This is a genomic window from Ancylobacter rudongensis (genome assembly GCF_900100155.1).
GTDB lineage: Bacteria > Pseudomonadota > Alphaproteobacteria > Rhizobiales > Xanthobacteraceae > Ancylobacter > Ancylobacter rudongensis.
The window spans coordinates 457,550-483,029 of sequence record NZ_FMTP01000002.1; the positions used below are offsets into that span (position 1 = coordinate 457,550).

Below are 25,480 nucleotides of genomic sequence, written 5' to 3' on the forward strand. Positions count from 1 at the left end.
CAGTGGGCCGCTGAGGGTTGGCTCCAGTCGCGATCACCCCTCCTGCGCCCCGGCCTCCGACTGGCCGACCGCCTGATCTGGCCGCTCGCGGCTTTCGCCCGCAGCCGTGCCTTTGCCCGCACTTTCGAGGGCGGTGCGTCGCCGTCGGTTTTTCACGACAGCCTCATGACGGGGGCCGATCCCCTGGAGGCGTGGGCCTGGCGGGCTTTGTACGGAACGCGCCATCCTCTTCCGGCGCGTGCCTCCGCCCTGTTGATGGCTCGTCTGGGTGAGAGCGCCGCGCACCGCTTGCTGGCCGACAAGCTCGCCACGGCGGCGGTTCTCGGCCCGGTCGGCATCCCCTTTCCCGCGCTGCGCGGACTCTGCCGCAAGGGCGAGGTGCTGCGCCCTCTCGCCGAGATCGATGAGGGCGGGGACCTGTTCGTCAAGCCTCGCCACGGACGCGGCGGGGGAGGCACCTTCTCGCTGACACGTACCGGCGGCACCTGGCAGATGAATGGCCGCTCGGTGACCGCCTCCGCCCTGCTTGACCGCCTCAGCCGCGCAGCGGAGCAGGACGATCTGCTGGTGCAGGAGCGGCTGGTCGCTGCGCCGGATCTGGCGGATCTTGTGGTCCATGGCCGCCCCCCCGTGCTGCGGGTGGTTACGGCTCGCTATCCCGGTGCGGCGCCATTCCTGCACTCCGCTCTGCTTTCAATGGGCGTTCCAAGTTCTCACCCCGCCCACTTCCTGCGCGGGGCCGTTTACGCTGCTGTCGATCCAGCCACCGGCCAGCTCGCGGACGGGCTTTCGCTCGGCGAACCCGGGGAACGCATGACGACGTTGCCTTGGAACGGCGCCCCCCTGACCGGCCGCCCGCTGGTCGCCTTGGATGGCGCCGTGTCGATCGCCCTGCGCGCCATGGCCGCGCTGCCTCCGCTGCCGGTTGTGCACTGGGATTTCATCCCAGCCGTCTCCGGCCCGGTTCTTCTGGAGGGCAATACGAGCGGAAACTGGATCCTCGCCTGCTTGCCCGGCCTATTCGGCCTTGAGGCCTGCCCGCTCACACCCATGCTGGCGTCCTGGCGCGCAGCTCCGCCCACGGGACACCCGCGGAGTGCGTGACTGGAGCGAAGAGAAACCTGCGCAAATCTTGCGTGTTTGAGTGATCTGGGCTTTGTCGTTAGCGAAGTAGCCTTCCCAACAGGCGTTGAAAGTCAGTTGATCAGCCGCAGCTCGATGTTGGCTCCTGGGGCATCGCGGTGGATCGCAAATAGCTCTATTGGGCCAGGATACTCTCCACATAATCGGCAAACGCGCGCGCCTTGGCGCTGGCGAGGCGCCCGGTGGGGAACACGGCCCACAGGTCGACGGGCGGCAGCTCCCAGTCCTCCAGCACGCGCCGCACCGCGCCGCTTTCGAGTTCCGGTGCGAACATCCAGTCGGAATTGACGGTCAGCCCGATGTCAGCGAGCACGGCGGCGCGAATGCCTTCCGCCGCGCTCAGGCGCACGCGCCCCTTCACGGCAACGGAGGCCAGCGTGCCGTTCCGGCGGAAAGTCCAGCTGTCGCCGAGCTGGCTGTAGACAATGGCCTCGTGGGTCGCGAGATCGGCGGGGGCCTGCGGCGTGCCGGCGCGGGAGAGATAGCCCGGGGTCGCGATCACCGAGCGCCGGCCACGGGCGATCCGCCGGGCAATGGCGGTGGAATCGGCCAGTTCCCCCATCCGAAGCGCGAGATCGACACCCTCTGACACCAGATCGATGACGCGGTCATCGAGCAGCACGTCGATTTCGATGGCGGGATGGCGGGCCAGAAATTCCGGCAGGCGCGGAACGATGAGCAGGCGCGCGAAGGTCGTCGCCGCCGAGACGCGCAGGCGTCCCGACAGGCCCGCGCCGGCACCCCGCGCTTCGAGCTCGGCTTCATCAGCCTCGCGGATGGCCGATCGCGCCCGTTCATAGAAGCGCACGCCCGCATCGGTCGGTGCGAGGCTGTGCGTCGAGCGCACGAGCAGGCGCACCTGAAGGCGATCCTCAAGCTGGGCGATCGTCTTGGAGATGGCCGGCTGGCCAACGCCGATCCGACGTGCCGCAGCGGAGAACGATCCCGCCTCCACCACGGTCACGAACACCTGCATGGCCTGAAGTCGATCCATGTTCATTCCTCTTGAGAATGAGCATTATCGCCAAGAGCGGGCTGCCGCAACATTCCAGGAATGACGATAACAGCTTCACGACACGCCGATACGGGTTCGGGAGCTGAACATGATCGAAGTCTACGCCTTCGCCACGCCCAACAGCGTCAAGGTCCCGATCGCGCTGGAGGAAATGGGTCTCGCCTATGAGATGAGGCCGGTAAACGTCCGCGCCGGCGAGCAGAAGGCCGCCGCCTTCCTTGTCCTGAACCCCAACGGCAAGGTTCCAGTGTTGGTCGAGCGCGACGGCAACACCGCGTTCGTGCTGACCGAGAGCGCGGCGATCCTGGTTCATCTCGCGGAGACGACCGGCCGGCTGCTGCCGACGCAAGGTGCGGGACGTGCCCGCGTCTTCGAACAGCTGTTTTTCCACGCCTCGGCGCTGAGCCCAGCCTTCGGCAATACCGGCTTCTTCAAGCGATCGGCACCCGAGCCTCAGCCCATCGCCGAAGCCCGTTTCTCCGCCGAGGCGGAACGCATCCTCGATCTTCTTGAGGAAAAGCTGACCACCCAGCGTTTCACCGCCGGTGACGATTTCACCATCGCCGACATCGCCCATTTCGGCTGGCTGTGGCGGCGTGCCTTTCCCGGGGTGACGCTGGACGCCCGCCCCAACCTCTCCCGCTGGTACGAGGCGATCGCCGCGCGGCCAGCCGTGCAACGCGCCATCGCCCGCGTCGAGGCCCTCGTCCCGACGGCCTGAACTTTCCCCATCCCCTCAACCGTGCGCACGCACGAAGGAGCCATCCCATGTCCCGCTTCGACACCTACAAGACCGCCTTCGCCAACGCCCACCTCACCCGCTCCGACAGCGGCGTGCTTGAGGTCCGCCTCCACACCGATGGTCAGAAGCTGGTCTTCAACGGCCATGCCCATGAGCAGTTCGTCGAGCTGTTCCACCAGATCGGCGCGGATCCGGACAACCGGGTCGTCATCCTCACCGGATCGGGCGACGCTTTCATGGATGCGATCAGCCCCGAGGGCTTCGATTTCTTCTCGCCGCGCGGCTACGACAAGATCTATCGCGAGGGCAAAAAGGTACTCATGAACATCCTCGATATCGAGGTGCCGATGATCACCGCCCTGAATGGTCCCGTGCTGCTGCACAGCGAATATGCCCTGCTGACTGACATCATCCTCGCCACGCCGGAAACCGTGTTGCAGGACAAACCGCATTTCGACTTCGGCATCGTTCCGGGCGACGGCGTCAACCTGCTCTGGCCGGAAGTGATCGGCAGCGTGCGCGGCCGCTACTTCATCCTCACCCGGCAGGTGCTCGACGCCGCGACGGCGAAGGAGTGGGGCGTGGTCAATGAGATCGTCCCCGCCGACCGGCTGCTCGCCCGCGCCCATGAGATTGCCGAGGGGATCGCCACCCTGCCCCCGCTCACCAGCCGCTACACCCGCATCGCCCTTACGCAGAAGCTGCGCCGGATCATCGACGAGGGCGCCGGTTATGGCCTGGCGCTCGAGGGCATCAGCGCCGCCGAGGTTGCCCGCTCGATGGCGGCAGCCGGCTGACTGCCCCCCCTGGCTACCCCACATCAAACTCCATCAGGGATAATCCCATGTCTCTCCAGGCAAAGCTCGACGCCTTCAAGGCCGATTTCCAGGCCGGCAGGCCGCCGTACAACGTGCCTCGTTCAGTCATCGAGACGATGCACCGCGCCACCGCTGAACTCATCGCTTCCGGTGCGGCGCAACGGGCGCTCAAGGCCGGCGACAGGATCCCGGCCTTCGCTCTCGCTGATCCCGACGGGAAGCCGGTCGCCTCGGCCGATCTTCTCGCCAGAGGGCCGCTCGTTATCAGCTTCTATCGCGGCGTCTGGTGCCCTTATTGCAATATGGAGTTGCAGGCGCTGCAGGAGAATCTGCCGCAATTCCAGGCGCTGGGAGCGAGCCTTATCGCGATCTCGCCCCAAAACCCGGTCAACAGCCGCAAGTCGGTGCGCCAGAACACACTGTCCTTCCCGATCCTGTCGGACCCGGGCAACGAGGTCGCCGCCGCCTTCGGCCTGCGGTTCCCGCTGCCGGATTATTTGGTCGATCTCTACAAATCGCTGAAGAACGACCTGCCGGCGTTCAACGGAGACGCGAGCTGGACCCTGCCGATGCCGGCCCGTTTCGTGGTCGGCGAGGACGGCACGATCCTCTATGCCGAGGTCAATCCCGACTACACGCGCCGGCCCGAGGCGGAAGACATGCTGCCCGCGCTTCGCCGCGCCCGCAGCGCGACGCCCGCCTGACCCATCAGGATATGCCTCGTCCGATGCGGCGGGGCGGAGAACGCACATGCAACGGACCTTCCTCATCACCGGCGCCACCAAGGGCATCGGCCTCGCTCTCTCGCAGCGCCTCGCGGCACAAGGGCATCGGGTCATCGGCATCGCCCGCAACCAAGCCGACGACTTCCCCGGAGAGCTTCACACGCTCGATCTCGGCGCCACCGAGGCGAGCCGGCGACTGGCGCAGATCGTCGACACCCATCCGGTCGACGGCGTCGTCAACAATGTCGGGCTGGTGCGCGCCGCGCCGCTCGGGGCGATCGAGGCCGCGACGCTCGACGAGGTGCTGCGGACCAATCTCCACCCCGCTCTCGCCGCCGTTCAGGCCGCCTTGCCGACCATGAAGGCGCGCGGCTGGGGCCGCGTCGTCAATGTCTCCAGCCTCACCATCCTCGGCGCTCTGGAGCGCACATCCTACGCCGCAGCCAAGGCGGCGCTGGTAAGCTTCACCCGCAGCTGGGCTCTAGAGCTTGCAACCACCGGCATCACCGTCAATGCGGTTGCGCCCGGACCGACCGAAACCGAGCTGTTCCGCGCCAATAACGCGCCGGGCAGCATAGGCGAGGCGCGCTACCTGTCCGGCGTGCCGATGGGGCGGTTCGGAACACCGCAGGAGATCGCCGCCGCCATCGGCTTCCTGTTATCTGACGATGCGGCCTTCATCACCGGACAGACGCTGCATGTCGATGGCGGCGCTTCGATCGGCAAGGCGTCGCTCTGACCTTCGACCAATGTCCGCTCTGCGCGGATATCGTGGAAAAAGTGGCCCTGAAGCGCGATGCCAGTGCTCACGCGTCGATCGACGAGCGTCCTTCCCCGCGCCATGTCGCGGGCGCCCTCATGGATCGAACGGAGGACATTGCGCGCCGGCCATTGCGCCGCCGGGTCAGACATTGAGACAATCCCGGCTTCACCTCGCTGGCCGCACCCCAGGCCGCCTCGTCGCGTGTGTCGAGATTCTACCGAACCGAACGGCGGCTTGTTGGCATCCGCCTTGATCAGGCTGGCATCGACGGTGATGCTCTCGCCCCCTATTGACCCATTCACGCCGTCAGCTAGATGCTCGCAGCTGTGGCCCACAGTGCGGCGAGATCCCGCTCCTGGTCGATGGCGCGCAGGCGGCCCAGCATGGCGTCGGCCGCTGCCGGCGCCATGGCGCGCGTCGCGCATGAGCGGAATTTGGCGGCATGATCCTCCGGGCTCATCGGCCGCTCCGGATTGCCGATGGCGAGGTCGTGCGCGCCATGGATCACCCGGCCGTCGCGCAGGTGAAACGTCATCCGGACCGGCGCCGTGCCGATGAAGCCAAGCGCCGCAAGCTCGGGGGACAACTCAATCCGAACGACGCCCATGAGCTGCTGCACCATCGGGTCGGCGAGCGTCTGCTGAGCGAAAAGGTCCCATGTCAGCGGGCCGTGTACCAGCGTTGCGGCCAGTGCGAACTCCATCGAGAAGCGGGCTTCCTGCGGCGTTTTTGGCGCGTGGACCACCAGCTCCCGTTCGGCGAGCAGGCTGACGCCCACATGGATGTCCGTCACGTCGCCGGCGCCAAAGCCGTGCTCGGCCATCAGGTCGAGCGTGAGGTCACAGGCCGGATGCGAACCGCTGCAGCAGGGGAAGCGCTTGAACGCCAGCCCGCGTGCAGCGAGATCGAACGGTGCCCCGAAGGTCAGCTCTCGGCCGGCGAAGCGCGCGCGGGCCGCGACGCCGGCAAGGCATGCGATGTAGCCGTCCTGGCCCTCGATCGCGGTGCGCGAGGCGGTGACACCGGCGCGCGCGAGCGAGACCGCTTCGAGCCCGTTGCGCGCCGCCATGCCGGCATGCCACGGCTTCGCCTGCGTCCCGAAGTTGGAACGGACGCCCCCGGAGCGCGAGGCCGCAAGGCCAAGCGCATGCACGCATGCGGTCCGGTCGATGTTCAGCAGCACGGCGGCCGCGGCGGCGGCGCCCAGGACATAGAGCGCACCCGTCGTATGCCAGCCAGCCTCCGACGCCTCCGGCATGCAGAGTTCCGCGATCCGGTGCGCGACCTCGACGCCCGCGACATAGGCCCGGAGCGCGTCCGCGCCGGAAGCGCCGACCTGTTCGGCGACGGCGAGCGCGGCGGGCGCGACCACGCTTGTCGGATGGCCGATCGTCACCCAGCTGGTATCGTCGAAGTCCAGCGCGTGGCCGGCAACCGCGTTGCACAACGCGGCATTTTCCGGGTCGAGCCGCAGCCCGGCCGTGCCGATGACGGTTGCGCCCGCGCCCGAGGCCCGTTCACAAGCCCACGCCCGCACATTGCGGGCGACCGGCTCGGCCGCGCCCGCGAGCGCGACGCCCACATAGTCGGTGAGCGCGGTTCGCGCAATCGAGGCGACATCGGGCGGCAGCGGGCTGTTGCGACACGCGATCAGGAAGTCCGCCGCCTGCTCGGCGACGCTACGCGCGGCGGCCATCACAGCACCTGGGACAGGAATTCCTGTGTGCGCGGATCACGCGGCGCGCTGAAGATGGTGTCGGGCGGCCCGTGCTCGACGATGACGCCGCGATCGGTGAAATAGACATGATCGGCGATGTCGCGCGCGAAGTTCATCTCGTGAGTCACGAGCATGCAGGTCATGCCTTCCTCGGCGAGTTCGCGGATGGTGAACAGCACTTCCTTGACCGTCTCCGGATCGAGCGCGGCGGTGACCTCGTCGAACAGCATCACGTCGGGCCGCATGGCGAGCGAGCGGGCAATGGCGACGCGCTGCTGCTGGCCGCCGGAGAGTTCGCCGGGATAGGTGTGCTCCTTTCCGGTAAGCCGGACCTTCTTCATCAGGGCGCGAGCGCGCTCCTCGACCTCGCCCCTGTCCTGATGGAGCACGTGCATCGGAGCCATCATCACGTTCTGCAGGGCGGTCTTGTGGGGGAACAGGTTGTACTGCTGGAACACCATGCCGACCTTGCGGCGCAGCGCCAGCTTGTCGAGCTTCGGATCGGCCACCTCGATGTTCTCGACCAGAATGGTGCCTGAAGTAACCGGGACCAGAGCGTTGATGCACCGGATCAATGTCGACTTGCCGGAGCCCGACGGGCCGATGATGCAGACCACCTCGCCCTTCTTCACGCTGAAACTGACGCCTTTCAGCACTTCGAGCGCGCCGAACGATTTATGAACGTCGATCAGCTGGATGATGGGCTGGTCGGGTGTCCAGGGGCGGGGTTCGGTCGCAACGGCCATGCGCAAAAGGTCTCTCAGCGGATGTGGAACCGACGCTCGAGCCGGGCAGTGAACCGGTCGATCGGGTAGCAATAAAGGAAGAAGCAGAACATGGCGAAGCCATAAAGCGGCGCGAACAGCTCCGGGCGTCCGCCCTCGGCGGTATGAACCTGCGCGGTAAGCGTCAGCATCTCGGAAACGCCGACGATCGACGCCTGGACCGTCGCCATGGTGACCAGCGAATAGAGGTTCATCCACGGCGGCAGCATGCGCTTGACGCATTGGGGAAGAATGATCCGCCACATCGTCTGCCGCGGAGTGAAGGCGAGCGATTCCGCCGCTTCCCATTGCGTCGACGGCACGGAACGCACCGCGCCACGGACGATCTCGGCCACGTTCGCCATCACTGGCAGCGAGAAGCCCACCGTCGCCTTCACCCAGTCCGGCAAGGGGATCCGGACGCCGAACACCGTGATCTGGAACGGCACCAGGAACATCACGAAGAACAGCAACACCAGCCAGGGCGCGTTGCGGAAGAACTGCGTGAGCGCCCAGCAGACACGGGCCAGCACGGGGTTATGGGAAAGCATGCCCAGCCCGACACCGAGGCCGGCGCCGGTGCCGATCGCCATCGCGATCATGGAGATCAGGATGTTGAACGCGAAGCCGGACAGCAGCAACGGCGCCCATTTGATGATGACGTCGAGCGGCGACAGCCGGGTGTCGACGGCCTGCGCCCAGGCGGTCCCCGCCAGCAGCGCGAGGCCGGCACCAAACAGCAGGGCGTGCACGGGCGCGAGGCGAGGCGTTCCCAGTCGGGTCGGCTCGATGCGGAACGGCAGGAGGACAGGAAGCGGCGCGTCTGCCCTGGCCGGCGTGTTCTTCGGGCTCATCGGCCATACCCCGGAATGCGCAGCGACTTCTCCCAGCGGTGCATGATCCAGACCAGGATGCCGACCAGGAGGCCGTAGGTCACGAACAGCACCAGCATCATCTCAAACACGTTCTGCGATTCCGACCAGATCTGCTTTACCGCGTAGAGCGTCTCCGGCACGGCGATCGCATAGGCAAGCGTCGTGGTCTTGAGCAGGTTGACCAAATTGTTGTTCAGGGCCGGCAGGCACACTCGCAGGGCGAGCGGCAATATCACGTAGATATAGGCCTTTAGCCTCGTATAGCCGAGCGCCTCGGCCGCCTCCACCGTGGTCTTCGGCACGGCTTCGACGCCGGAGCGGAAGATTTCGACATTGAAGGCGCCGGCGAACAGCGACAGCGCGATGATCGCCCATTCCACATTGTCGATGAAGGGCTGGCGCAGGCCAAATTGGTCCTGCCCGGCGGGCAGTATCGCGCCGATGCCGAAATAGAAGAAGAAAATCTGCACCAGCGGCGGCGTATTGCGGAACAGGACCACGAAGCCGTTGACCGCGCCCCGCACGATGCGCGAGGGAGCGCTTTGCAGCAGGGCGCCCACCACGCCGATCAGAAGGCTCGCCATAATGGTGGAGACCGTCAGCAGCACGGTCATCCTCACCCCGTGGATGTAACGGTTCCAGTCATAGGGGTCGTAGAAGACCGTGAAATTGAGACCAGTCGTCTCGTAGAGCTCTTTGAACCAGGTGGCTATGACGTCCATCGCGCTATCCGGTTGGCGATCCGTGAAAGGCGCGCCGTCTCCTAACGTCGAAAACGCGGCCAACCCGGCAAGGGTCGGCCGCGCCAGGCGATCAGTTGGTCGAATTCTTCATCTTCTCGTACATGGCCTTCGAGTAATCGGTCGGCTCGATGCCGTACTTCTTCTCCTCGGCGACGATGAAGCCGGTCTTCATCCAATCCTTGGTCGCGTCCTCAAGGAACTTCATGAGGCTTTCATTGCCGGTCGCGACCGCCATGATCCACGGCGCGTCCAGGACGCCCTTCAGCGGCATCTCGTAGGCACCGCTCCAGTCGGCGTCGAGCAGCTTGCCCTGGATGAAGGTCTGGTCATAGACGTAACCCACGCAGTTGCCCTGCTTGAGCGCGAACAGCGGCTTCTCGGAGCCGTCGAAGGCGACGATCTCGACGCCGTATTTCTGGGCGATCTCCTTATTGTACCAGGCGCCCGAGGTGGCGCAGAGCGGCTTGCCCTTCAGCTCGGACCAGTCCTTCACGCCGGCCTTCTTCGGCAGCAGCACGTTGACGAAGTCGGAGTAGTAGGGCGGGTCGATCGCCTGCACGACCTTCCGGCGCTCCGGCTTGTCCGACATGGTCGCGATCAGCATGTCGACCTTGCCCTGCTGGAGAAATTCGATCCGGTTCGATGAAACCACCGGCACCAGTTCAAGCTTCACGCCGAGACGCTTGGCGACGTCGGCCGCGAGGTCCGGCTCGATCCCGACCACGGCACCCGACGGGTCCCGGAAGCCGAAAGGCTTGTAGTCGGCTTTGACACCGACAACGAGCGTGCCGCGCTGCTTGATGGCGTCGACACCGTCCGCCGCGTGGGCGGCGAAGGGCGCGAGCGCGCCAGCGAGGAGGAGAGCGATCATTGATTTGCGCATGCGGAGAAACCTTTCATCAATGTCGGGACGACGGAATTCGTCTTTCGTTATTCACAGCCAGCACGAACGCGTCGCCGGAGAGCACATAGAACGTCATACGGACGCCCGCTGGAAGCGTCTTAGCGAAAAGGGGGCCAGATCGAAGGCGCTGGGGGCGCCCGTGACCGCCTCCGCCACGGCCTGACCGATGCCCGCCGAGTGCTTGAAGCCGTGGCCCGAACAGGCGGAGACCACCATCACGCGGTCCAGTTCCGGGTGGCGGTCGATGACGAAGCCGCTGTCGGGCGTGACCGTATAGAGGCACGCCGCCGCCTGTACGGCCTCGGGGGTCACGCCAGCGATACGCCCGGCGACATGCGCCCGCCACATCGCCTCGGATTCTGCGGCGGACACCTGGCGCTCAAGGGTCTCGGCCGTCGTCGTCGCCACATATTGCTCGGTTGCCACCTTGAGCCGGTCGTCGCCGGCCAGCGGGGGAAAGCCGTAGAAATAGTCCTCGTCGCCCGAACCATGCATCCAGATGAACACCGGCGCGCCGGCATGCGCGGTGACATCCGCCAGCCTGAACCAGTGCAGCACCTGCCGCCGCACGGTCAGCACCCGGTCGAACGGCGCGCCGAGCAGCGGCGCCGTCCAGGCGCCGGCCGCGACCACGACCTGGTCGGCGACGATCTCCTCCCCGCCGACAGCGATGCGGACCCCGTCGCCCTCTTGCCGGATCGAGGTGACCTGGGCGCCGAGCCGGACGCGCGCGCCGAGCGCGCGGGCCTGGTCGCGCTGAACCGCGATGCAGCGTTCCGGCCGCACATAGCCGCCGCCGGGTTCGAAGTAGACCTTGTCGCCGTCGGAAATCCCCGTGAGCTGGGGAAACCGCTGGCGCGCCGTGCCGCCGTCGAGAACCTCGTGCGGAATGCCGAATTCCCGCGCCGTCTCGATCGAACGCGCCACGAAATCCCGCTTGCCGTGATGGGACGACATGCCCGAGCCGGGAGCCAGCACGAGAACACCGCAGGCCTCCAGCAGCGTCTCGCCAGAGAGCGCCTCAAGCTCGCGCCAGATCACATGCGAGGCGAGCACGAACGGCACGTAGTCGCGACCTTCGCCAACGGCCTGACGGGTGATCCGCGTCTCGCCATGGCTCGAACCGAGATCATGCGGCGGCTCGAAGCGATCGATCCCGATCACGTCGACGCCCCGTCGCGCGAGCTGGTACAGGGTGGCCATACCCATAGCGCCGAGACCGATGACGGCGACCTGCGTACGTTCCACGGCTCCATGACCCCCGTCTGCACAAAATGACATCATGTCGCAAAAACGACCACGCCGCCGTGTCGGGGTCAAACGAAATGCGGCATATTAAGTAGATTTACTAACAACCATTCGTCAGACTGATAATGCCATGAACGATCTCGACCTGCATTCCCTTCGCCTGGTCGCCGCCGTCGCGGAGACGGGCAGCGTGACGGCGGCGGCGGAGCGCGCCGGGGTCACCCAATCGGCGGTCTCGCAGGCGCTGCGGCGCGTGGAGGCGCTGATCGGCGCGCCCCTGTTCGACCGCCGCCGCAGGCCGCTCACGCCGACCCATGTCGGGCGAATGGTCGCCGGTCGCGCCGATGAGCTCGCGCACGAAGCCGAGCGGCTGCTGGCCGATGCCCGGGCCGCCGCCGAGCTGCCCGGACGCATCGATCTGCGTATCGGCCTCGTCGATTCGCTGGCAGGCACTATCGGCGCGCGCATCGTGAGGGAGCTCGCCGACGGCGCGCTGGCCTTGACCGTGACGGCGTGGTCGGGCCTCGCCTTCTCCCACACCCGCGCGCTGATGCGCCACGAGATCGACGCCGCCCTCACCTGCGACCCGATGGAGGGGCTCGACGAGGTCGAGCGGATCGTGGTGTTCCGCGAGCCTTATGTCCTGATCGCCCCGCACGACGAGATCGAAGCGGTGCGCGGCAAGGACCTACGGGCCGTTTTCGAGCGCTATCGACTGGTGCGCCACAGCGCCCGTTCCTACGCCGGCCAGCACATTGAGCGCCATCTCGGCCGGCTGGGGCTTCGTCCGCCGCGCGCCTTCGAGTTCGACACCTCGGACGCTCTTGTCGCCATGGTCGCGACCGGCATGGGCGTGGCCATCACCACGCCGCTCTGCCTGTTGCAGGGGACGGCGCATGTCGCAGGCGTCGTGGCCCTGCCACTGCCAGGCGCCGCCTTCTCGCGCGAGCTGCTGCTGGCCACGCGGCGCGGCGACGTCGGCGATCTGGCGCCGCGCATCGCGGAAGTGGCGCGAAGCGTGGCGCGCTCCCATGCCCTCCCCCCCATGCTCGCCCTCGCCCCTTGGCTGACGCCCGAAGCCCTCGCATTCGGCTGAGGTGACCGAGGCCAAGCACAAGCGCTGGTTCGCGAACAGTTTCATGACCGCCCTGTCTCTGCTCTTTGCCTGCGGCAAGGAACGCGGCCACATGAAGGACGAACCGGCGGGGGGGCATCCGCAGCATTCGCCGCCCCAAGGGCCTGCCGAAGCAGAATCGCCGCTGGACCGACGAGGAGCGCCACGCGGTGCTCGATGCCGCCCCGGCGCATATGCTGCCGGCGCTGGCCCTGATGATGTTTACCGGGCTGGGGCCAAAGGATGCGCTCACCCTGCCCCGCACGGCCTATGCCGGCGGCCGGATCAACACCAGCCGGTCCAAGACCGAGGAAGGCGTCATCTGGCCCGTCATCGACCCGCTGCGCGAGATTCTGGCGGCGGCACCGGCGCATTCGGCCATCACCCTGTGCGCCAACTCGCGCGGCCGGCCGTGGACGGTCTCCGGCTTCAACTCGTCATGGATGAAGCTGCAGCACACGCTGGAGAAGGCCGGCGCCATCGGCGAGGGCCTGACGCTCTACGGCCTGCGTCACACAGTGGCGGCGATCCTGCGCGAGAGCGGCGCCGACCTGCGCACCATCGCCGACGCACTCGGCCAGAAGACCGAGGCCATGGCGCAAATGTACGCGCAGGGCTCCGACCTGTCGAAAAAGATGGATGAGGTGGCCGGCCGCTTCGGCCACGAAGTGAACAGCCGCAGAACAAAGGCTGTCAAACCGGGTCAGAAAATATGACAAACTGGCTGAAAATCACCGCCCCTTGCGCTGAAAAGTCTAGCGATATCAAGGGGGTAGATGGTGCCCAGGGACGGAGTCGAACCGCCGACACTGCGATTTTCAGTCGCATGCTCTACCAACTGAGCTACCTGGGCGTAGCCGGCAAGGCTTCAAGCCCTGCGGAGCGGGCGGGTTATAGAGTCTTGGCCGCCCCCTGTCCATATCCACGCCAAGGGAAATTCCGGCTTTCCCCAGCCCTGCGTTCCGCAGGGCCGGCGCGTGGCGTCGGGCGGCAGCTTCGGGAGCGCAGAGCGAGCCGCGCCGAGGCGGCCGTCACGTCGCGCCTAGCCGCAGGCAACGCTCGCCTGGCTGCAACATTCCTGCGCGCGGCAGCGGCCGGTTTGCGGCAGGCCACCATCTGTGCGGCTGCAGGACAGCCGGCGCGGCGATCGCAAATCGCGCATCGCCCTGCCACACGGCGGCTTCAAGGTAAGGCAGGCCGCTCACCTTGCCTGCCCTCGCCGATCAGCCGAGCGCCGGGGCAGGAGGTCCCGCCCGCAGCCCGCGGCTCAGTCCTCGCGCGGCGGCTTCGGGGCGAGCGAGGGTTCCTCGCCGTCCTCGTCGTCATTCTCCGTCACCGGAATCGCATAGGCGCCGGTGAGCCAGCGGTGCAGGTCGAGGTCGGCGCAGCGGGCCGAGCAGAACGGCCTGTATTTCTCCACCATCGGCTTGCCGCAGATCGGGCAGGGCTTGCCGCCAGCGGCGGGAGGGGCGGCCGCGCTCATTCCGGGTGGCCCCAGCGCTGATAGACCGGGAAGCGCTCGCCCCCCAGCAGCGCCACCGTCTCGGCGAGCGGCAGGCCGACGACATTGGTGTAGGATCCGACCAACTTGACCACGAACACGCCGGCCAGGCCCTGAATGGCGTAGCCGCCGGCCTTGCCTTCCCATTCGCGGGCGGCGAGATAGGCGTCCATCTCCTCGCGCGAGAGGCGCTTGAAGCGCACGCGGGTCTCGACCAGGCGGGTGCGGATGCCGCCCTTCGGCGTCATCAGGGCAATGCCGGTATAGACGCGGTGGGCGCGGCCCGAGAGCAGGCGCAGGCACTCGGCTGCCTCTTCCGCGACGTCGGGCTTGGGCAGGATGCGCCGGCCCACAGCCACCACCGTATCGGCGGCAAGCAGGAAGGCGCCTTCATGCTCGCCCACCGTCCGGCGGCGGGCATCGGCGGCGTCGAGCTTCTCGCGCGCCAGGCGCAGCGCCAGCCGGCGGGGCAGTTCGCCGCGCTCGGGGGTCTCGTCAATATCGGCCGGCAGCAGGGCATCGGGTTCGATTCCGGCCTGGGCGAGCAGCGCCAGGCGGCGCGGCGAGCCCGAGGCCAGCACCAGTTTCGGGCGGGCGCTCACGCAGTCACTCCTTTTCCGCCGGCGGGCCCGGCGGTCCAATTCGCCGGCACGCTAGAGCATGTCGCGGCAAAGTTGAACGCTTTTCGCGAACGTCCCACCCCGCTCATCGCGGCCGGAAGCGGGTGCGGATGCGCCGCTCAAGCTCGTCGCGCACGTCGCGATAGGCATCGAGCCGCTGCTCGCGATTGCCGGTGGCCAGCGTCGGGTCGGGGGTCGGCCAATATTCCACATCGATGGCGTTGGTGCGGGTGAGTTCCAGCGCCCGGTGATGGGCGTCGGGCGAGAGCGTGATGACGAGATCGAAGCCGAGGCCCTCATTCTCCTCCAGCTCCTCCAGCGTCTGCGGCCGGTGGCGGGACAGGTCCAGCCCCACCTCGTCGATGGCGGCGATCACGAAGGGGTCGGCCTCGCCCTTGAGCACGCCGGCCGAGCCGACATAGAGCGAGCGGCCGAACAGATGCCGCGCCAGCACCGCCGCCATCGGCGAGCGCACGCTGTTCTGCCCGCACATGAACAGCACCGATTGCGGCCGCTCCCGTCGCGGCGCTGGGCCCGGGCCGGCCGCTGCACCCTCCAGGGGGCCGGGCGCGGCCACGCTCAGCCTTTCCAGTGCAGGGCGCAGACCAGCGTGAACAGGCGCCGGGCCGTGCCGAAATCGAGGGCGATCTTTTCCTTCAGCCGCTCGCGCAGCAATTCGGATGCCTCGTTGTGCAGGCCGCGCCGGCCCATGTCGATGGCCTCGATCTGCGACGGGCTGGCGGTGCGGATGGCGGAGTAATAGCTCTCGCAGACCATGAAGTAATCGCGCACCACCCGCCGCAGCGGGCTGAGCGAGAGCTGGTGCTGCACGACAGGCGCGCCGTCCTCGCGGGTGACATCCAGCACCAGGCGGCCCTCGCTCAGCGAGATGGCGAGGCAATAGGGGCCGGGCGCGGTGTCGCCCAGCGGGGCGAAACTGTTCTCCGCCAGCAGATCATAGATGGCGACGGCGCGCTCATGCTCGACATCGACATTGGAACGGCCGATGGAGGCGCCGTCCAGTGTCACCGCGGCCAGGCGGCGAGTCTCGGCATAGGGATCCTCCCCGGCCATCGCGCGGCCGTCAGAGGTTGAGCCGGATCGCGACGGAGCGGGCATGGGCGCTGAGCCCCTCCGCCTCGCCGAGCGCGATCGCCGCCGGGCCGAGCGCGCGAAGCTGCTCCGGCCCGCATTTGAGGATCGAGGTGCGCTTCATGAAGTCGAGCACGCCGAGACCCGAGGAAAAGCGCGCCGAGCGCGCGGTCGGCAGCACATGGTTGGAGCCGCCGACATAATCGCCGATCGCCTCCGGCGTGTGGGCGCCGAGGAAGATGGCGCCGGCATGATGGATGGCGTCGGCCAGCGCATCGGCATCCGCCGCCATGATCTCCAGATGCTCCGGGGCGAGGCGGTTCGCCAGCGCCGGCGCCTCAGTGAGGCTGCCGAGCAGGATCACCGCGCCGAACTCGGCCCAGCTCTTCGCCGCAATGTCGCGGCGCGGCAGGGTGGCAAGCTGGCGCTCGAGGGCGGCGATCACCGCCTCGGCCAGCGCGGCATCGTCGGTCATCAGGATCGACTGGGCGGCGGTGTCGTGCTCAGCCTGGGCGAGAAGATCGGCGGCGATCCAGTCCGGGTTCTGCTCGCCATCGGCGATGACCAGAACCTCGGAGGGGCCCGCCACCATGTCGATGCCCACAGTGCCGAAGACATGGCGCTTGGCGGCCGCCACATAGGCATTGCCGGGGCCGACGATCTTGGCGACGGGGGCGATGGTCTCAGTCCCATAGGCCAGCGCGGCGATGGCCTGCGCCCCACCGACCCGGTACACCTCGTCGACGCCGGCGAGATCGGCGGCGGCCAGCACCAGCGGGTTCAGCACGCCATCGGGCGCCGGCACCACCATGGCCAGGCGCTTCACCCCCGCCACCTTGGCCGGCACCGCGTTCATCAGCACGGAAGAGGGGTAGGCCGCCGTGCCGCCGGGCACATAGAGCCCCACCGCGTCCACCGCCGTCCAGCGATGGCCGAGCTCGACGCCGGCGGCATCGACATAGCGCCCGCTCGTGGGCAGCTGGCGCTGGTGATGCGAGCGGATGCGGTCATGGGCGAAGGCCAGCGCCTCGCGCGTCGCCGGATCGGACGCGGCGACCGCCGCCGCGATTTCCTCGCCGGTCACGCGGATGCCGATGGCGCCGAGATCGACGCGGTCGAAGGTCTTGGAGAGGGCGATCAGCGCCGCGTCGCCGTGCTGGCGCACCTCCTCGACGATCTGCGCCACCGCCTGCGCGACATCCGCCGACACTTCGCGCTTGGTGCCGAGGAAGGCGCGGAAGCGCTCAGCAAAATCGGGGGAGCGTGAGTCGAGGCGAAGCGGCATGTCGGGGTCCTGCGGGTCGGCGGTCCTGCGCGTCGGGAGCCGGCGCCCAGCGTCCTGCGGGCCGGGCCGCCGCGCATGCGCGGCAGGCGCCAGGCCGCGCGGGGGCGGGCACCGCGTTCGCCTTGTCCTATCGCAACGGCGCTCGCCGAAGACAAGCGCATTCCGACACAGCCCTCACCGCCTCAGGCGAGACGGGCGCCCGATCACGGGTACCGCGCTCACTCCACCTCGTGGCAGGGCGTTCCCTTGGCATCCCAGGCCGGCCCGAGATCCTCCAGCCCCGCTTCCAGGCATTCGACGTCGAGCTGCACCTCGCCCCCGCCGGAAAACAGGAAGGTCACGGTGCCGGAAGGCGCCTCGATCTCCTCGAAGGTCAGCGCCAGCAGGTTGAGGACACCCTGCTTCTTCGTGAGGTCGAGCCCGCGCACCCGGGCGCCCAGCACCCGCTCGAAACGCAGACCAGCGCGGCGCCGCACGCAGGGTCCGACCGCGGCTGCGGCCGCGCCGAGCGGCGCGTCGATATCGGCCATCGCCTCGGCCTGGATGGCCTTCTCCCAGTCGAAGCGGTTGGCGAGCAGCACGAACCGCTTCTCCTTCGGCAGGAAGGTCATGTCGCCGAGCGCGACCACCGCGTCCTGCAGATGCACCGAGAGAACCGCGAGATCCTCGCTGTCGAGCGCAATCAGCTTCAACCCGGCCATGTCTTGTCTCCGCCTGCCTACCTGCCGCCCAGATGGCGCCGCGAGGCCGCGTCGGCAAGGGGCCTGAAAGCGGACTCGTAAGACTGCTTAGCCCGCTCAGCCCGCCAGACGCTCGATCTCGGCACCGCAGGCGGAGAGCTTCTCCTCCAGCCGCTCGAAGCCGCGATCGAGATGGTAGACACGGTGGATCATGCTCTCGCCTTCGGCGGCGAGCGCGGCGATGACCAGCGACACCGAGGCGCGCAGGTCGGTGGCCATCACAGGGGCACCCTTCAGCCGCTCCACGCCTTCAATGGTGGCGGTCTCGCCGTCGAGATGGATGCGCGCGCCGAGGCGGGCCAGCTCCTGCACATGCATGAACCGGTTCTCGAAAATGGTCTCGGTGATGCGCGAGGTGCCGGCCGCCCGGGTGGTGAGCGCCATGAGCTGCGCCTGCAGATCGGTCGGAAAGCCCGGGAAAGGCGCGGTCGTCACCGTCACCGGGGAAATGCCGGCGCCATTGCGCTTGACCCGCAGCCCCTCATTGGAGACCGAAACCTCGGCACCCGCCTCGCGCAGCGTGTCGAGCGCCGATTCGAGCAGGTCCGCCCGCGCGCCGGAGAGCAGCACGTCGCCGCCGGTCATCGCCACCGCCATCGCATAGGTGCCGGTCTCGATCCGGTCCGGCAGCACGCTGTGGCGGGCGCCCTTGAGGCGGGGCACGCCGACGACGCGAATGGTGGATGTGCCCTGGCCCTCGATCCGCCCGCCCATGGCGTTGATGCAATCGGCGACATCGACGATCTCCGGCTCCCGCGCGGCGTTCTCGATGATCGTCTCGCCATCGGCGAGGCTGGCGGCCATGAGCGCGGTATGGGTGGCGCCGACCGAGACCTTGGGGAACACGATCCGCGCGCCCTTCAGCCCCTTCGGCGCCCGGGCGATCACATAGCCCGCATCGATTTCGATCTCGGCGCCGAGCGCGCGCAGCGCGTCGAGGTGGAAATCCACCGGCCGCGTGCCGATGGCGCAGCCGCCCGGCAGCGACACCTTGGCCTCGCCCATGCGGGCGAGCAGCGGCGCGATGACCCAGAAGCTCGCCCGCATTTTTGAGACCAGCTCATAGGGCGCCGTGGTGTCGACGATGACCCGCGCGTCGATTTCCAGCGTCTGGCCGGCATAGGCATCGTCGCCGCGCCTTTTGCCGTTCACCGTGATGTCGATGCCGTGATTGCCGAGAATGCGCTGCAGCTGCGACACGTCGGCGAGGCGCGGCACATTCTCCAGCACCAGCTTCTCGTCGGTCAGCAGGCCGGCGATCATCAGCGGCAGGGCGGCGTTCTTGGCGCCGGAAATCGGGATCGTCCCGTTGAGCGGGTTGCCGCCGACGACGCGGATGCGGTCCATGAAGCTCGATACTCCTTCAGCGCGCGACAGAGGGCGCGACCTGTCCGTGCCCGGAACGGTGTCGCGTCCGGCGCCTGTCGGCAGCGGCATGTCTGGACGATGGGGCCGATTCGTGGCGGCCCACCGTCATTCCCGTCCATCTCTACCGCGTGGCGCGGCCTGCGACAACGCGTGCGCTCAACCCTCGCCGTCCGGCCGGGATGGAGCCTCGGGCGAAGGCGTACCGCCACCTGCCGGTTCCGGCGCGGTGCGCGCGGACTCGTGTACCGCCGCTTGCGCCGCCTCGGGCGGATCCTTCCGGCCGCGCGCCTGCTGCTTGCGCCGGGCGAGATTGGCGCGCAGCGCCGCCGCCAGCCGTTCCGCGCGCGCCGCTTCCTCCTGGCCGCTCATCCCGCCTTCTCCCCCATGGTCCGGGCACGAGCGGACCCCCGCCCCTCGCCCGCCGGCCGCCCGCTGCGGCCCGTCGTCTTGCCAAGCCTTACCGTGTTGCCAAGCCTTACCGTGCCGCCTTTCCCCGCGAAAGGGGCGCAAAGGGCCTCGAAGAGTGGCCGGAAGAGCCGCGCCCGCGCGCTCCGGCGCCACCACTTTGCACAGGGCATGCACAGGCAGCGGGGGAATTGCACGGCGGGCGCTTGCGCCGGCCGGCGCGCTGTGGCAAACGTCCCCGCGCCTTGGTGGCCCGCGCCGCCATCAGCCGGCGCTGCGGTAGCTCAGTGGTAGAGCACTCCCTTGGTAAGGGAGAGGTCGAGAGTTCAATCCTCTCTCGCAGCACCATTTTTCCCAAGAAAAATCAGCACTTAAGCGCGAAGCTTGTCCCACACCCGACGGATGGGAAGACAGGCCCTGTCGGCCATGCGGGACGGGGTGAAGGCGCGGCTTCGTTCTGCGGCCGTTCTGCTGCGGAAGAGGGCGAAACGGTGGGCACCCGTTCCTCGAATCCGCCTCGCTCTGCCGGCACTAGGCCTCAAGGCGACCGCCGGCGAGCGGCGCACCTTTTATCTATAATCACTCTAATTCATTGATGTTGCGTCGTATTTTCGATCGTATAAGTCTATCGGGGCTTCCTTTCTGCGACCCCGCCTCGCGCCGGCGATGAACGGCGCGAGGCGTTTCCCGGTGACAGCCTTGGCCCCGAGCGCGACCAAACCTTGCACACTGCCGGTCTCTGCCGTCGCCCGTGCCGGCGGGGACGCCTGTGAGTAGCGCGCTCAATATCTGGCTGGGCGATCTCTACCGCCGGCATCATCGCGATCTCGTGCGCTTTGCCGCCCGGCTGGTGGGGGACCGCGACGGCGGCGAGGAGGTGGTGCAGAACGCCTATCTCCGGCTCGCCGGCCGCCCCGCCCAGGCGGTGGCGATCGAGCACCCCAAGACCTATGCCTTCGCCGCGACCCGCACCGCTGCCATCGACTTCACCGCCCGGCGCCACGCCGAATGGCTCCACCGGGTCGATATCGAGGAAATCGACGCGCTCGCCGCCAGTGGCGATGCCGACGGCGCCCTGCATCACCGGCGGCGCATCGTACGCCTCGCCGTGCTGCTCAATGAACTGCCCTCGGCCTGCCAGACGGCCTTCGTGATGAACAAGCTGGAAGGTCGTGGCCATCGCGAGATCGCGGCCCATCTCGGCGTTTCCGTCAGCATGGTGGAGAAGCACATCCTGCGCGCGCTCATGCACTGCCGCGACCTGATGCGCGACGACGACTGAGGGCACCATTGAGGATTTCGCGCGCGACGGCCGTCTATAAGGATGAGCCCCTCCCTCGTTCCGGTGCGAGAAGCCCCGCGTGACGCCGCCGATCCATCGCCCCGCCCATCCGCCCCGCGCTCTCTCCGACGAGGCGCTGGCCTTCATCGTGCGGCTGAACTCCGGCGAGGCGCAGCCCGCCACCCTTGCCGCCTTCACCGCCTGGCGGCGGCTCAGCCCCGACCATGAGGCCGCCGCGCGCGAGGCCGAGCAGCTCTGGGGCGATGCCTCGGAACTGCACCAGGATTCGCGCAGCGGCCTCATCCGTCCCGGCGCGGGTCGGCACTCCGGCCTCTCGCGACGCGCCCTGCTGGGGGGCGCCGCCGGCCTCGGCATCGCCGGCACGGGCGGCGCCTGGCTGGCGGGCAGGCTGGGACCGCGCGCGGATTTCGCCACCGGCACGGGCGAGGTGCGGACGGTGACGCTGACTGACCACTCGCGGGTGACGCTCAACGCCCGCAGCGCCATTGCCCTCGACCTCACCGCCGCGCATCGGCATGTGCGCCTTCTCGAAGGGCAGGCCTTCTTCCAGGTGGCGGCCGACCCCGCGCGTGCCTTCGAGGTGACGGCGGGAACCGCCCGGCTGCGTGCCCTCGGCACCGCCTTCGATGTCGACGCCAATCGCGGCGACGGCTCGCTGGCGGTAAGCGTGATCGAGCATGCGGTGCGGGTCACGGGGGCGAGCGAACTGACGCTGCAGGCGGGCGAGCGGGTCCGGATCGGCCCGGATGGCCGCCTCGGCCCGGTGACGCTGCAGCCGGCGGACGTCACCCTCGCCTGGCGCTCGGGCCTTTATATCGCCGAGGACCGCCCGCTCGCCGACATCATCGCCGCGCTGCGGCCCTACCATGCCGGGTGGATCGTCACCCGCGGCGAGGGGATCGACGCGCTGCGGGTCAATGCGGTGCTCGATCTGCGAACCCCCGAGGCCTCGCTCGCCGCCCTTGCCCAGGGCCTGCCGATCCGGGTGATCGCGCTCTCGCCCTTCCTCACCATCGTCGCGGCGGGGTGAGCGCAAATTTTTCCGGCAGGACGCTGAGGATTTCCACGCCGCTTCCCGTCTTAGCCAGCGAGGGACCGGACGACCCGGCAGGGCGCGCCCCTCCTCACGCGAGCGGAGACAGGACGGATGGCGGGCTTCAAGGGGCGGACGGGAATTCTGCGGGCATGGCTGGTGGCGACAACCATGCTGGTGCCGGCCCAGCTTGCGACCGCGCAGGCGCAGCAGCCGAGCGCGGCGCGGAACAGTTTCGATATTCCGGCCCAGCCGCTCGGGGCGGCGCTGACCGCCTTCGCCCGCCAGACCGGCATCAAATTCGCCTATCCGGCCGCGCTCACCGCCGGACGAACGTCCCCGGCCCTGCGCGGCAGTTTCCTGCCCGAGGAGGCGCTGGCCCGGCTGCTGGGCGGCAGCGGGCTGACCTATGCCTTCACCAGCCCGACCCGCGTGACCATTTCGGCGCCGGCGCCCGGTGGCATGGAGGCGGCAGCCGACGGCGCGATCGAGCTCGGCACGATCGACGTCACCGGCACCGGCACGCCCGCCGACCGGCCCTTCGAGACGGCGGGCTCCACCAACTACATCTCCTCCGAGGAAATCGAGCGCTTCCCGCCGCAGACCGCCGGCGCGCTGTTCCAGGGCACACCCGGCGTCATTTCCGGCGGCGGCAATAATGGCGCCTCGATCGACCCGAATATTCGCGGCCTGCAGGGCCAGAACCGCGTCGCCACCACGATCGACGGCTCGCAGCAATCGACCTCCTCCTATCGCGGCTATGCCGGCGTCGACAGCCGCACCTATGTCGACCCCGACCTGATCTCCGGCATCACCATCACCAAGGGGCCGGACGGCGCGGTGGCCGGCGCCATCGGCGGCACCATCGCCATGGAGACGCTGAACGTCGACGACATTCTCAAGGCCGGCGAGCGCTGGGGCGTGCGGGTGCGCGGCGGCATCAGCACCAATTCCGTCTCTCCGGTGATCGGCGAGGAGGCGGCGGTGTTCGGCGGCGGTGACGGCGCGGCCATCACCAATGGCAGCTTCGCCCTCGCGGTGCGCGAGGACAATGTGGACGTGATCGGCGCCTTTGTGCGGCGCCAGACCGGCAACTACTTTGCCGGCACCGAAGGCTCGCTGACCACGACGAACTATCTTGGCGAGGACGTGCCGCTGTCGAATTACGGCCATGGCCAGCTGGTCTACAACACCTCCGAGGACGTGACCTCGGCGCTGCTGAAGGCGACCTTCCGCCCGACCGACGAGCAGGAACTGCAGATCGGCTATCTCTATTACGGCAACGAATTCGGCGAGATTTCGCCCTCGGCGATCAATGCCGGCACCAATGTGACCTTCCAGATCCCGCTCAGCTCGGTGACGATCAACCAGGTCACGGCGCGCTACCACTATGATTCCGCCGACAACGACCTCATCGACTTCAAGGCCAATGCCTATCTCTCCAACACCGACGAGAGCAACGTCTTCGCGGTTCTGGGCACGACGCCGGAGCTTCAGCAGCAATCGGAGAATGTCGGGTTCAGCGCCAGCAACACTTCGCACTTCACGGTGAGGGACACCCCGCTCGACCTCACCTTCGGCGGTTCGTTTTCCTATGAGGATGCCGAGCCGGTCTCGGTCGACGCCTGGGCCGATACGACATGGTGGGCGATTCCGGCCGATGGCAACCGCACGATCGGCGCGCTGTTCGCGCGGGTGAACTGGGAGCCGACCTCCTGGCTCGCCCTGGCGGCGGGGATCGAGTACCTCACCTATGAGACCAATTTCAACGGCACGACCTATTACGCGACCGATGAGCCCTTCGCCGGCTATTCCGGCGACGGGTTCAGCCCGAGCGCCAGCATCACCGTGACGCCGCTTGAGGGCTGGCAGATCTATGGCCAGTACCAGAGCGGCCTTCGCCCGCCCAGCGTGCGCGAGACCAGCCAGACCCGCGCCGACCAGGTTTTCACCAGCGATCTCGACGCGGAACAGGCCAGCAACTGGGAAGTGGGCACCAATCTCCTGCGCGACAACCTGTTCATGGAGGGCGACAAGGCGCGGCTGAAGCTCGCCTATTTCGACAACACGACGAATAATTATATCGGCCGCACCTATAATGGCGCATTGAGTCTGTTCAATTACGACTATGTGCGTTTCAAAGGCTTCGAAATCTCCGGCCGCTATGATGCCGGGCCGATCTTTACCGAATTCGGGTTCAACTATTACACCGACTACGAAGCCTGCCTCGATGACGGCACCTGCCTCAACTACACGCTGCCCGCGGACTATTTGACCAACCAGGTGCCGCCGCAGTTCACCGCCTCCTTCACCGCCGGCGCGCGGCTGTTCGACGACCGCGTGACCATCGGTGGCCGCGTCACCTATATGGGCGAGCGCCTTGCCCCGGTGGTCGATGACGGTTCCTATTTCGTCACCACCAAGCTGTGGGAGCCCTACACCACGGTCGATGCCTTCGTGCAGTGGAAGATGAACGAGAATCTCACCCTCGACATCAGCGCGCTGAACATTCTCGACGCCTATTATGTCGATGCGCTCAATAACACCGACATGCCCGCCCCCGGCCGGACCATCACCGCGACGCTGACCGGGCGCTTTGGCAGCGGCGAGCCGCTCGCCCCCCTGCCGCTCGGCCTGCGGCTGAATGAAGAGGCGTGGACCGGCCTCTATGCCGGCGCCTCCTTCGGCTACGGCTTCGCCTCCATCGACGGCACCACGACGCTGGCGGACGGCACCGCCAACGCCATTGCATCGACGGAATCGGCCGATGAATCGCTCGACGGCATGATCGGCGGCGGGCAGATCGGCTATAATTACCAGTTCGGCAACGGCATCGTGCTCGGCGTCGAGGCGGATTTCAGCTGGCTCAGCCAGAAGGCCACGCATGAAGCGCTCGCCACCGAGGCGCAGATCCTCATCGACAAAGAGATGTGGCAGGCCAAGACCGATTACGCCCTCGAATGGCTCACCACCATCCGCGCCAAGGCTGGTTATGCCGTAAATGACCGGCTGTTCGTCTACGGCACCGGCGGCGTCGCCTTCCTGCGCGAGAGCGAGCAGCGCTCGCAATACATCGCCACCACGTCAGGGGCGAGCGTACCGAACGGCCACACCACGACGCTCTTCTTCACCGAGGCAGCCGGCGCGACCCGCACCGGCTTCGCCGTGGGCGGCGGCGCCGAATACGCGCTCTCCGACCGCTGGTCGCTGAAGATGGACTACCTCTTCACCGGCTTCGGGTCCGAGAGCTTCGTCTTCCCCAATGCCCGGGCCGGCGTCGGCAAATCCTACACCGTGACGACACGCTGCACCCGCAACAACTCCACGCCCCCCTGCCCCGGCGGCAGCTTCGTCGTCATCACCCAGAACTTCACCGGCAGTTCGGAGACGGTGAACGGCCGTGCGGCCTCCAATGATGCCGAGTTGCAGATGCTGAAGATCGGCCTCAATTACCGCTTCTGACGCCCGGCGCCGGCCTTCGCGCTCCCCACAGGAGACGCGAAGGGCGGCGCGCGGCGGGGAGAGGAACATGCGCGCCACGTGAGGCGTTGCGCCCGAGGTA

The 25,480-nt window shown here is 67.8% G+C and carries 25 protein-coding genes and 2 tRNA genes; 11 read left to right on the forward strand and 16 right to left on the reverse strand.

Translation table 11 applies throughout. The features are described 5' to 3' along the window. The first annotated feature begins 165 nt into the window (after nucleotides 1-165). On the forward strand, nucleotides 166-1,104 hold the full coding sequence (locus BLO63_RS07110; RefSeq protein ID WP_091438199.1) for a sugar-transfer associated ATP-grasp domain-containing protein: 939 nt from the start codon (nucleotides 166-168) through the stop codon (nucleotides 1,102-1,104). 154 nt (nucleotides 1,105-1,258) lie between these two features. On the opposite strand, the gene BLO63_RS07115 is transcribed toward BLO63_RS07110, so the two are convergent. After that, nucleotides 1,259-2,137 carry a LysR family transcriptional regulator gene (locus BLO63_RS07115; protein ID WP_091438201.1) on the reverse strand — a complete coding sequence of 293 codons (879 nt, stop codon included), beginning with the start codon at nucleotides 2,135-2,137 and terminating at the stop codon, nucleotides 1,259-1,261. Between the two features lie 109 nt (nucleotides 2,138-2,246). On the opposite strand from BLO63_RS07115, the gene BLO63_RS07120 reads away from it, so the two are divergent. From BLO63_RS07120 to BLO63_RS07135, 4 genes are read left to right on the forward strand one after another with little or no spacing between them, the layout of a single operon-like run. Beyond that, nucleotides 2,247-2,879 (forward strand): glutathione S-transferase family protein, encoded by a 633-nt coding sequence (locus BLO63_RS07120; protein ID WP_091438205.1) that lies wholly within the window; start codon nucleotides 2,247-2,249, stop codon nucleotides 2,877-2,879. Between the two features lie 47 nt (nucleotides 2,880-2,926). Next, nucleotides 2,927-3,697 carry an enoyl-CoA hydratase/isomerase family protein gene (locus tag BLO63_RS07125; RefSeq protein ID WP_091438208.1) on the forward strand — a complete coding sequence of 257 codons (771 nt, stop codon included), beginning with the start codon at nucleotides 2,927-2,929 and terminating at the stop codon, nucleotides 3,695-3,697. A gap of 47 nt (nucleotides 3,698-3,744) precedes the next feature. Further along, complete coding sequence (locus BLO63_RS07130; RefSeq protein WP_091438211.1) at nucleotides 3,745-4,422, forward strand: peroxiredoxin-like family protein; 678 nt, start codon at nucleotides 3,745-3,747, stop codon at nucleotides 4,420-4,422. A 46-nt stretch (nucleotides 4,423-4,468) separates the two neighbouring features. Further along, nucleotides 4,469-5,182 carry an SDR family oxidoreductase gene (locus BLO63_RS07135; protein WP_091438214.1) on the forward strand — a complete coding sequence of 238 codons (714 nt, stop codon included), beginning with the start codon at nucleotides 4,469-4,471 and terminating at the stop codon, nucleotides 5,180-5,182. A gap of 334 nt (nucleotides 5,183-5,516) precedes the next feature. Here BLO63_RS07135 and BLO63_RS07140 read toward each other — a convergent pair whose 3' ends face one another. The 6 genes from BLO63_RS07140 to solA form a co-directional block, all read right to left on the reverse strand. Continuing rightward, complete coding sequence (locus BLO63_RS07140; protein WP_091438217.1) at nucleotides 5,517-6,902, reverse strand: MmgE/PrpD family protein; 1,386 nt, start codon at nucleotides 6,900-6,902, stop codon at nucleotides 5,517-5,519. After that, complete coding sequence (locus tag BLO63_RS07145) at nucleotides 6,902-7,669, reverse strand: amino acid ABC transporter ATP-binding protein (protein ID WP_091438220.1); 768 nt, start codon at nucleotides 7,667-7,669, stop codon at nucleotides 6,902-6,904. The genes BLO63_RS07140 and BLO63_RS07145 overlap by 1 nt, the downstream gene beginning before the upstream one ends. Before the next feature lie 14 nt (nucleotides 7,670-7,683). After that, a complete protein-coding gene (locus tag BLO63_RS07150; protein ID WP_091438223.1) occupies nucleotides 7,684-8,541 on the reverse strand; it encodes an amino acid ABC transporter permease in 858 nt (285 codons plus the stop codon). Next, on the reverse strand, nucleotides 8,538-9,284 hold the full coding sequence (locus tag BLO63_RS07155; protein ID WP_091438226.1) for an amino acid ABC transporter permease: 747 nt from the start codon (nucleotides 9,282-9,284) through the stop codon (nucleotides 8,538-8,540). Before BLO63_RS07155 ends, BLO63_RS07150 begins: the two co-directional genes overlap by 4 nt. A 91-nt stretch (nucleotides 9,285-9,375) precedes the next feature. Further along, nucleotides 9,376-10,188, reverse strand: coding sequence for a transporter substrate-binding domain-containing protein (locus BLO63_RS07160; protein ID WP_091438229.1), 813 nt, complete (start codon nucleotides 10,186-10,188; stop codon nucleotides 9,376-9,378). 93 nt (nucleotides 10,189-10,281) lie between these two features. Next, nucleotides 10,282-11,457, reverse strand: coding sequence for an N-methyl-L-tryptophan oxidase (solA, locus tag BLO63_RS07165; protein WP_244517707.1), 1,176 nt, complete (start codon nucleotides 11,455-11,457; stop codon nucleotides 10,282-10,284). Between the two features lie 130 nt (nucleotides 11,458-11,587). On the opposite strand from solA, the gene BLO63_RS07170 reads away from it, so the two are divergent. Both BLO63_RS07170 and BLO63_RS07175 read left to right on the forward strand, forming a co-directional pair. Beyond that, nucleotides 11,588-12,553, forward strand: a complete 966-nt coding sequence (locus tag BLO63_RS07170) for a LysR family transcriptional regulator (protein WP_091438233.1) — start codon at nucleotides 11,588-11,590, stop codon at nucleotides 12,551-12,553. 188 nt (nucleotides 12,554-12,741) lie between these two features. Then, nucleotides 12,742-13,287 (forward strand): tyrosine-type recombinase/integrase, encoded by a 546-nt coding sequence (locus tag BLO63_RS07175; RefSeq protein ID WP_244517708.1) that lies wholly within the window; start codon nucleotides 12,742-12,744, stop codon nucleotides 13,285-13,287. Between the two features lie 61 nt (nucleotides 13,288-13,348). On the opposite strand, the gene BLO63_RS07180 is transcribed toward BLO63_RS07175, so the two are convergent. From BLO63_RS07180 to BLO63_RS07220, 9 genes are all read right to left on the reverse strand, one after another. Next, nucleotides 13,349-13,424 (reverse strand) — tRNA-Phe (locus BLO63_RS07180). Nucleotides 13,425-13,838: 414 nt separating this feature from the next. Continuing rightward, nucleotides 13,839-14,054: a DNA gyrase inhibitor YacG gene (yacG, locus tag BLO63_RS07185; RefSeq protein ID WP_091438236.1), complete on the reverse strand. Its 216-nt coding sequence runs from the start codon at nucleotides 14,052-14,054 to the stop codon at nucleotides 13,839-13,841. Further along, nucleotides 14,051-14,674, reverse strand: coding sequence for a Maf-like protein (locus BLO63_RS07190; RefSeq protein WP_091438238.1), 624 nt, complete (start codon nucleotides 14,672-14,674; stop codon nucleotides 14,051-14,053). Before BLO63_RS07190 ends, yacG begins: the two co-directional genes overlap by 4 nt. A gap of 103 nt (nucleotides 14,675-14,777) precedes the next feature. Beyond that, complete coding sequence (locus BLO63_RS07195) at nucleotides 14,778-15,185, reverse strand: arsenate-mycothiol transferase ArsC (protein ID WP_244517710.1); 408 nt, start codon at nucleotides 15,183-15,185, stop codon at nucleotides 14,778-14,780. 86 nt (nucleotides 15,186-15,271) lie between these two features. Continuing rightward, nucleotides 15,272-15,766: a UPF0262 family protein gene (locus BLO63_RS07200; RefSeq protein WP_091438244.1), complete on the reverse strand. Its 495-nt coding sequence runs from the start codon at nucleotides 15,764-15,766 to the stop codon at nucleotides 15,272-15,274. A 10-nt stretch (nucleotides 15,767-15,776) separates the two neighbouring features. After that, nucleotides 15,777-17,069, reverse strand: coding sequence for a histidinol dehydrogenase (gene hisD / locus BLO63_RS07205; protein ID WP_091438247.1), 1,293 nt, complete (start codon nucleotides 17,067-17,069; stop codon nucleotides 15,777-15,779). A 218-nt stretch (nucleotides 17,070-17,287) separates the two neighbouring features. Continuing rightward, entirely contained in the window at nucleotides 17,288-17,770 is a 483-nt protein-coding gene (locus BLO63_RS07210; protein WP_091438249.1) for a DUF2948 family protein, read from the reverse strand. Between the two features lie 96 nt (nucleotides 17,771-17,866). Beyond that, a complete protein-coding gene (gene murA / locus BLO63_RS07215) occupies nucleotides 17,867-19,156 on the reverse strand; it encodes a UDP-N-acetylglucosamine 1-carboxyvinyltransferase (RefSeq protein WP_091438251.1) in 1,290 nt (429 codons plus the stop codon). 177 nt (nucleotides 19,157-19,333) lie between these two features. Continuing rightward, a complete protein-coding gene (locus BLO63_RS07220; protein ID WP_091438253.1) occupies nucleotides 19,334-19,546 on the reverse strand; it encodes a hypothetical protein in 213 nt (70 codons plus the stop codon). Nucleotides 19,547-19,855: 309 nt separating this feature from the next. Here BLO63_RS07220 and BLO63_RS07225 point away from each other — a divergent pair. The 4 genes from BLO63_RS07225 to BLO63_RS07240 all read left to right on the forward strand — a co-directional run bounded on the left by BLO63_RS07225 (nucleotide 19,856) and on the right by BLO63_RS07240 (nucleotide 25,380). Beyond that, nucleotides 19,856-19,930, forward strand: a tRNA-Thr gene (locus BLO63_RS07225). Nucleotides 19,931-20,351: 421 nt separating this feature from the next. After that, nucleotides 20,352-20,864 (forward strand): sigma-70 family RNA polymerase sigma factor, encoded by a 513-nt coding sequence (locus BLO63_RS07230; protein WP_091438256.1) that lies wholly within the window; start codon nucleotides 20,352-20,354, stop codon nucleotides 20,862-20,864. A 79-nt stretch (nucleotides 20,865-20,943) separates the two neighbouring features. Continuing rightward, nucleotides 20,944-21,915, forward strand: coding sequence for a FecR family protein (locus BLO63_RS07235; RefSeq protein WP_091438259.1), 972 nt, complete (start codon nucleotides 20,944-20,946; stop codon nucleotides 21,913-21,915). Nucleotides 21,916-22,032: 117 nt separating this feature from the next. Further along, a complete protein-coding gene (locus BLO63_RS07240) occupies nucleotides 22,033-25,380 on the forward strand; it encodes a TonB-dependent receptor domain-containing protein (RefSeq protein ID WP_091438261.1) in 3,348 nt (1,115 codons plus the stop codon). Nucleotides 25,381-25,480: the final 100 nt, after the last annotated feature.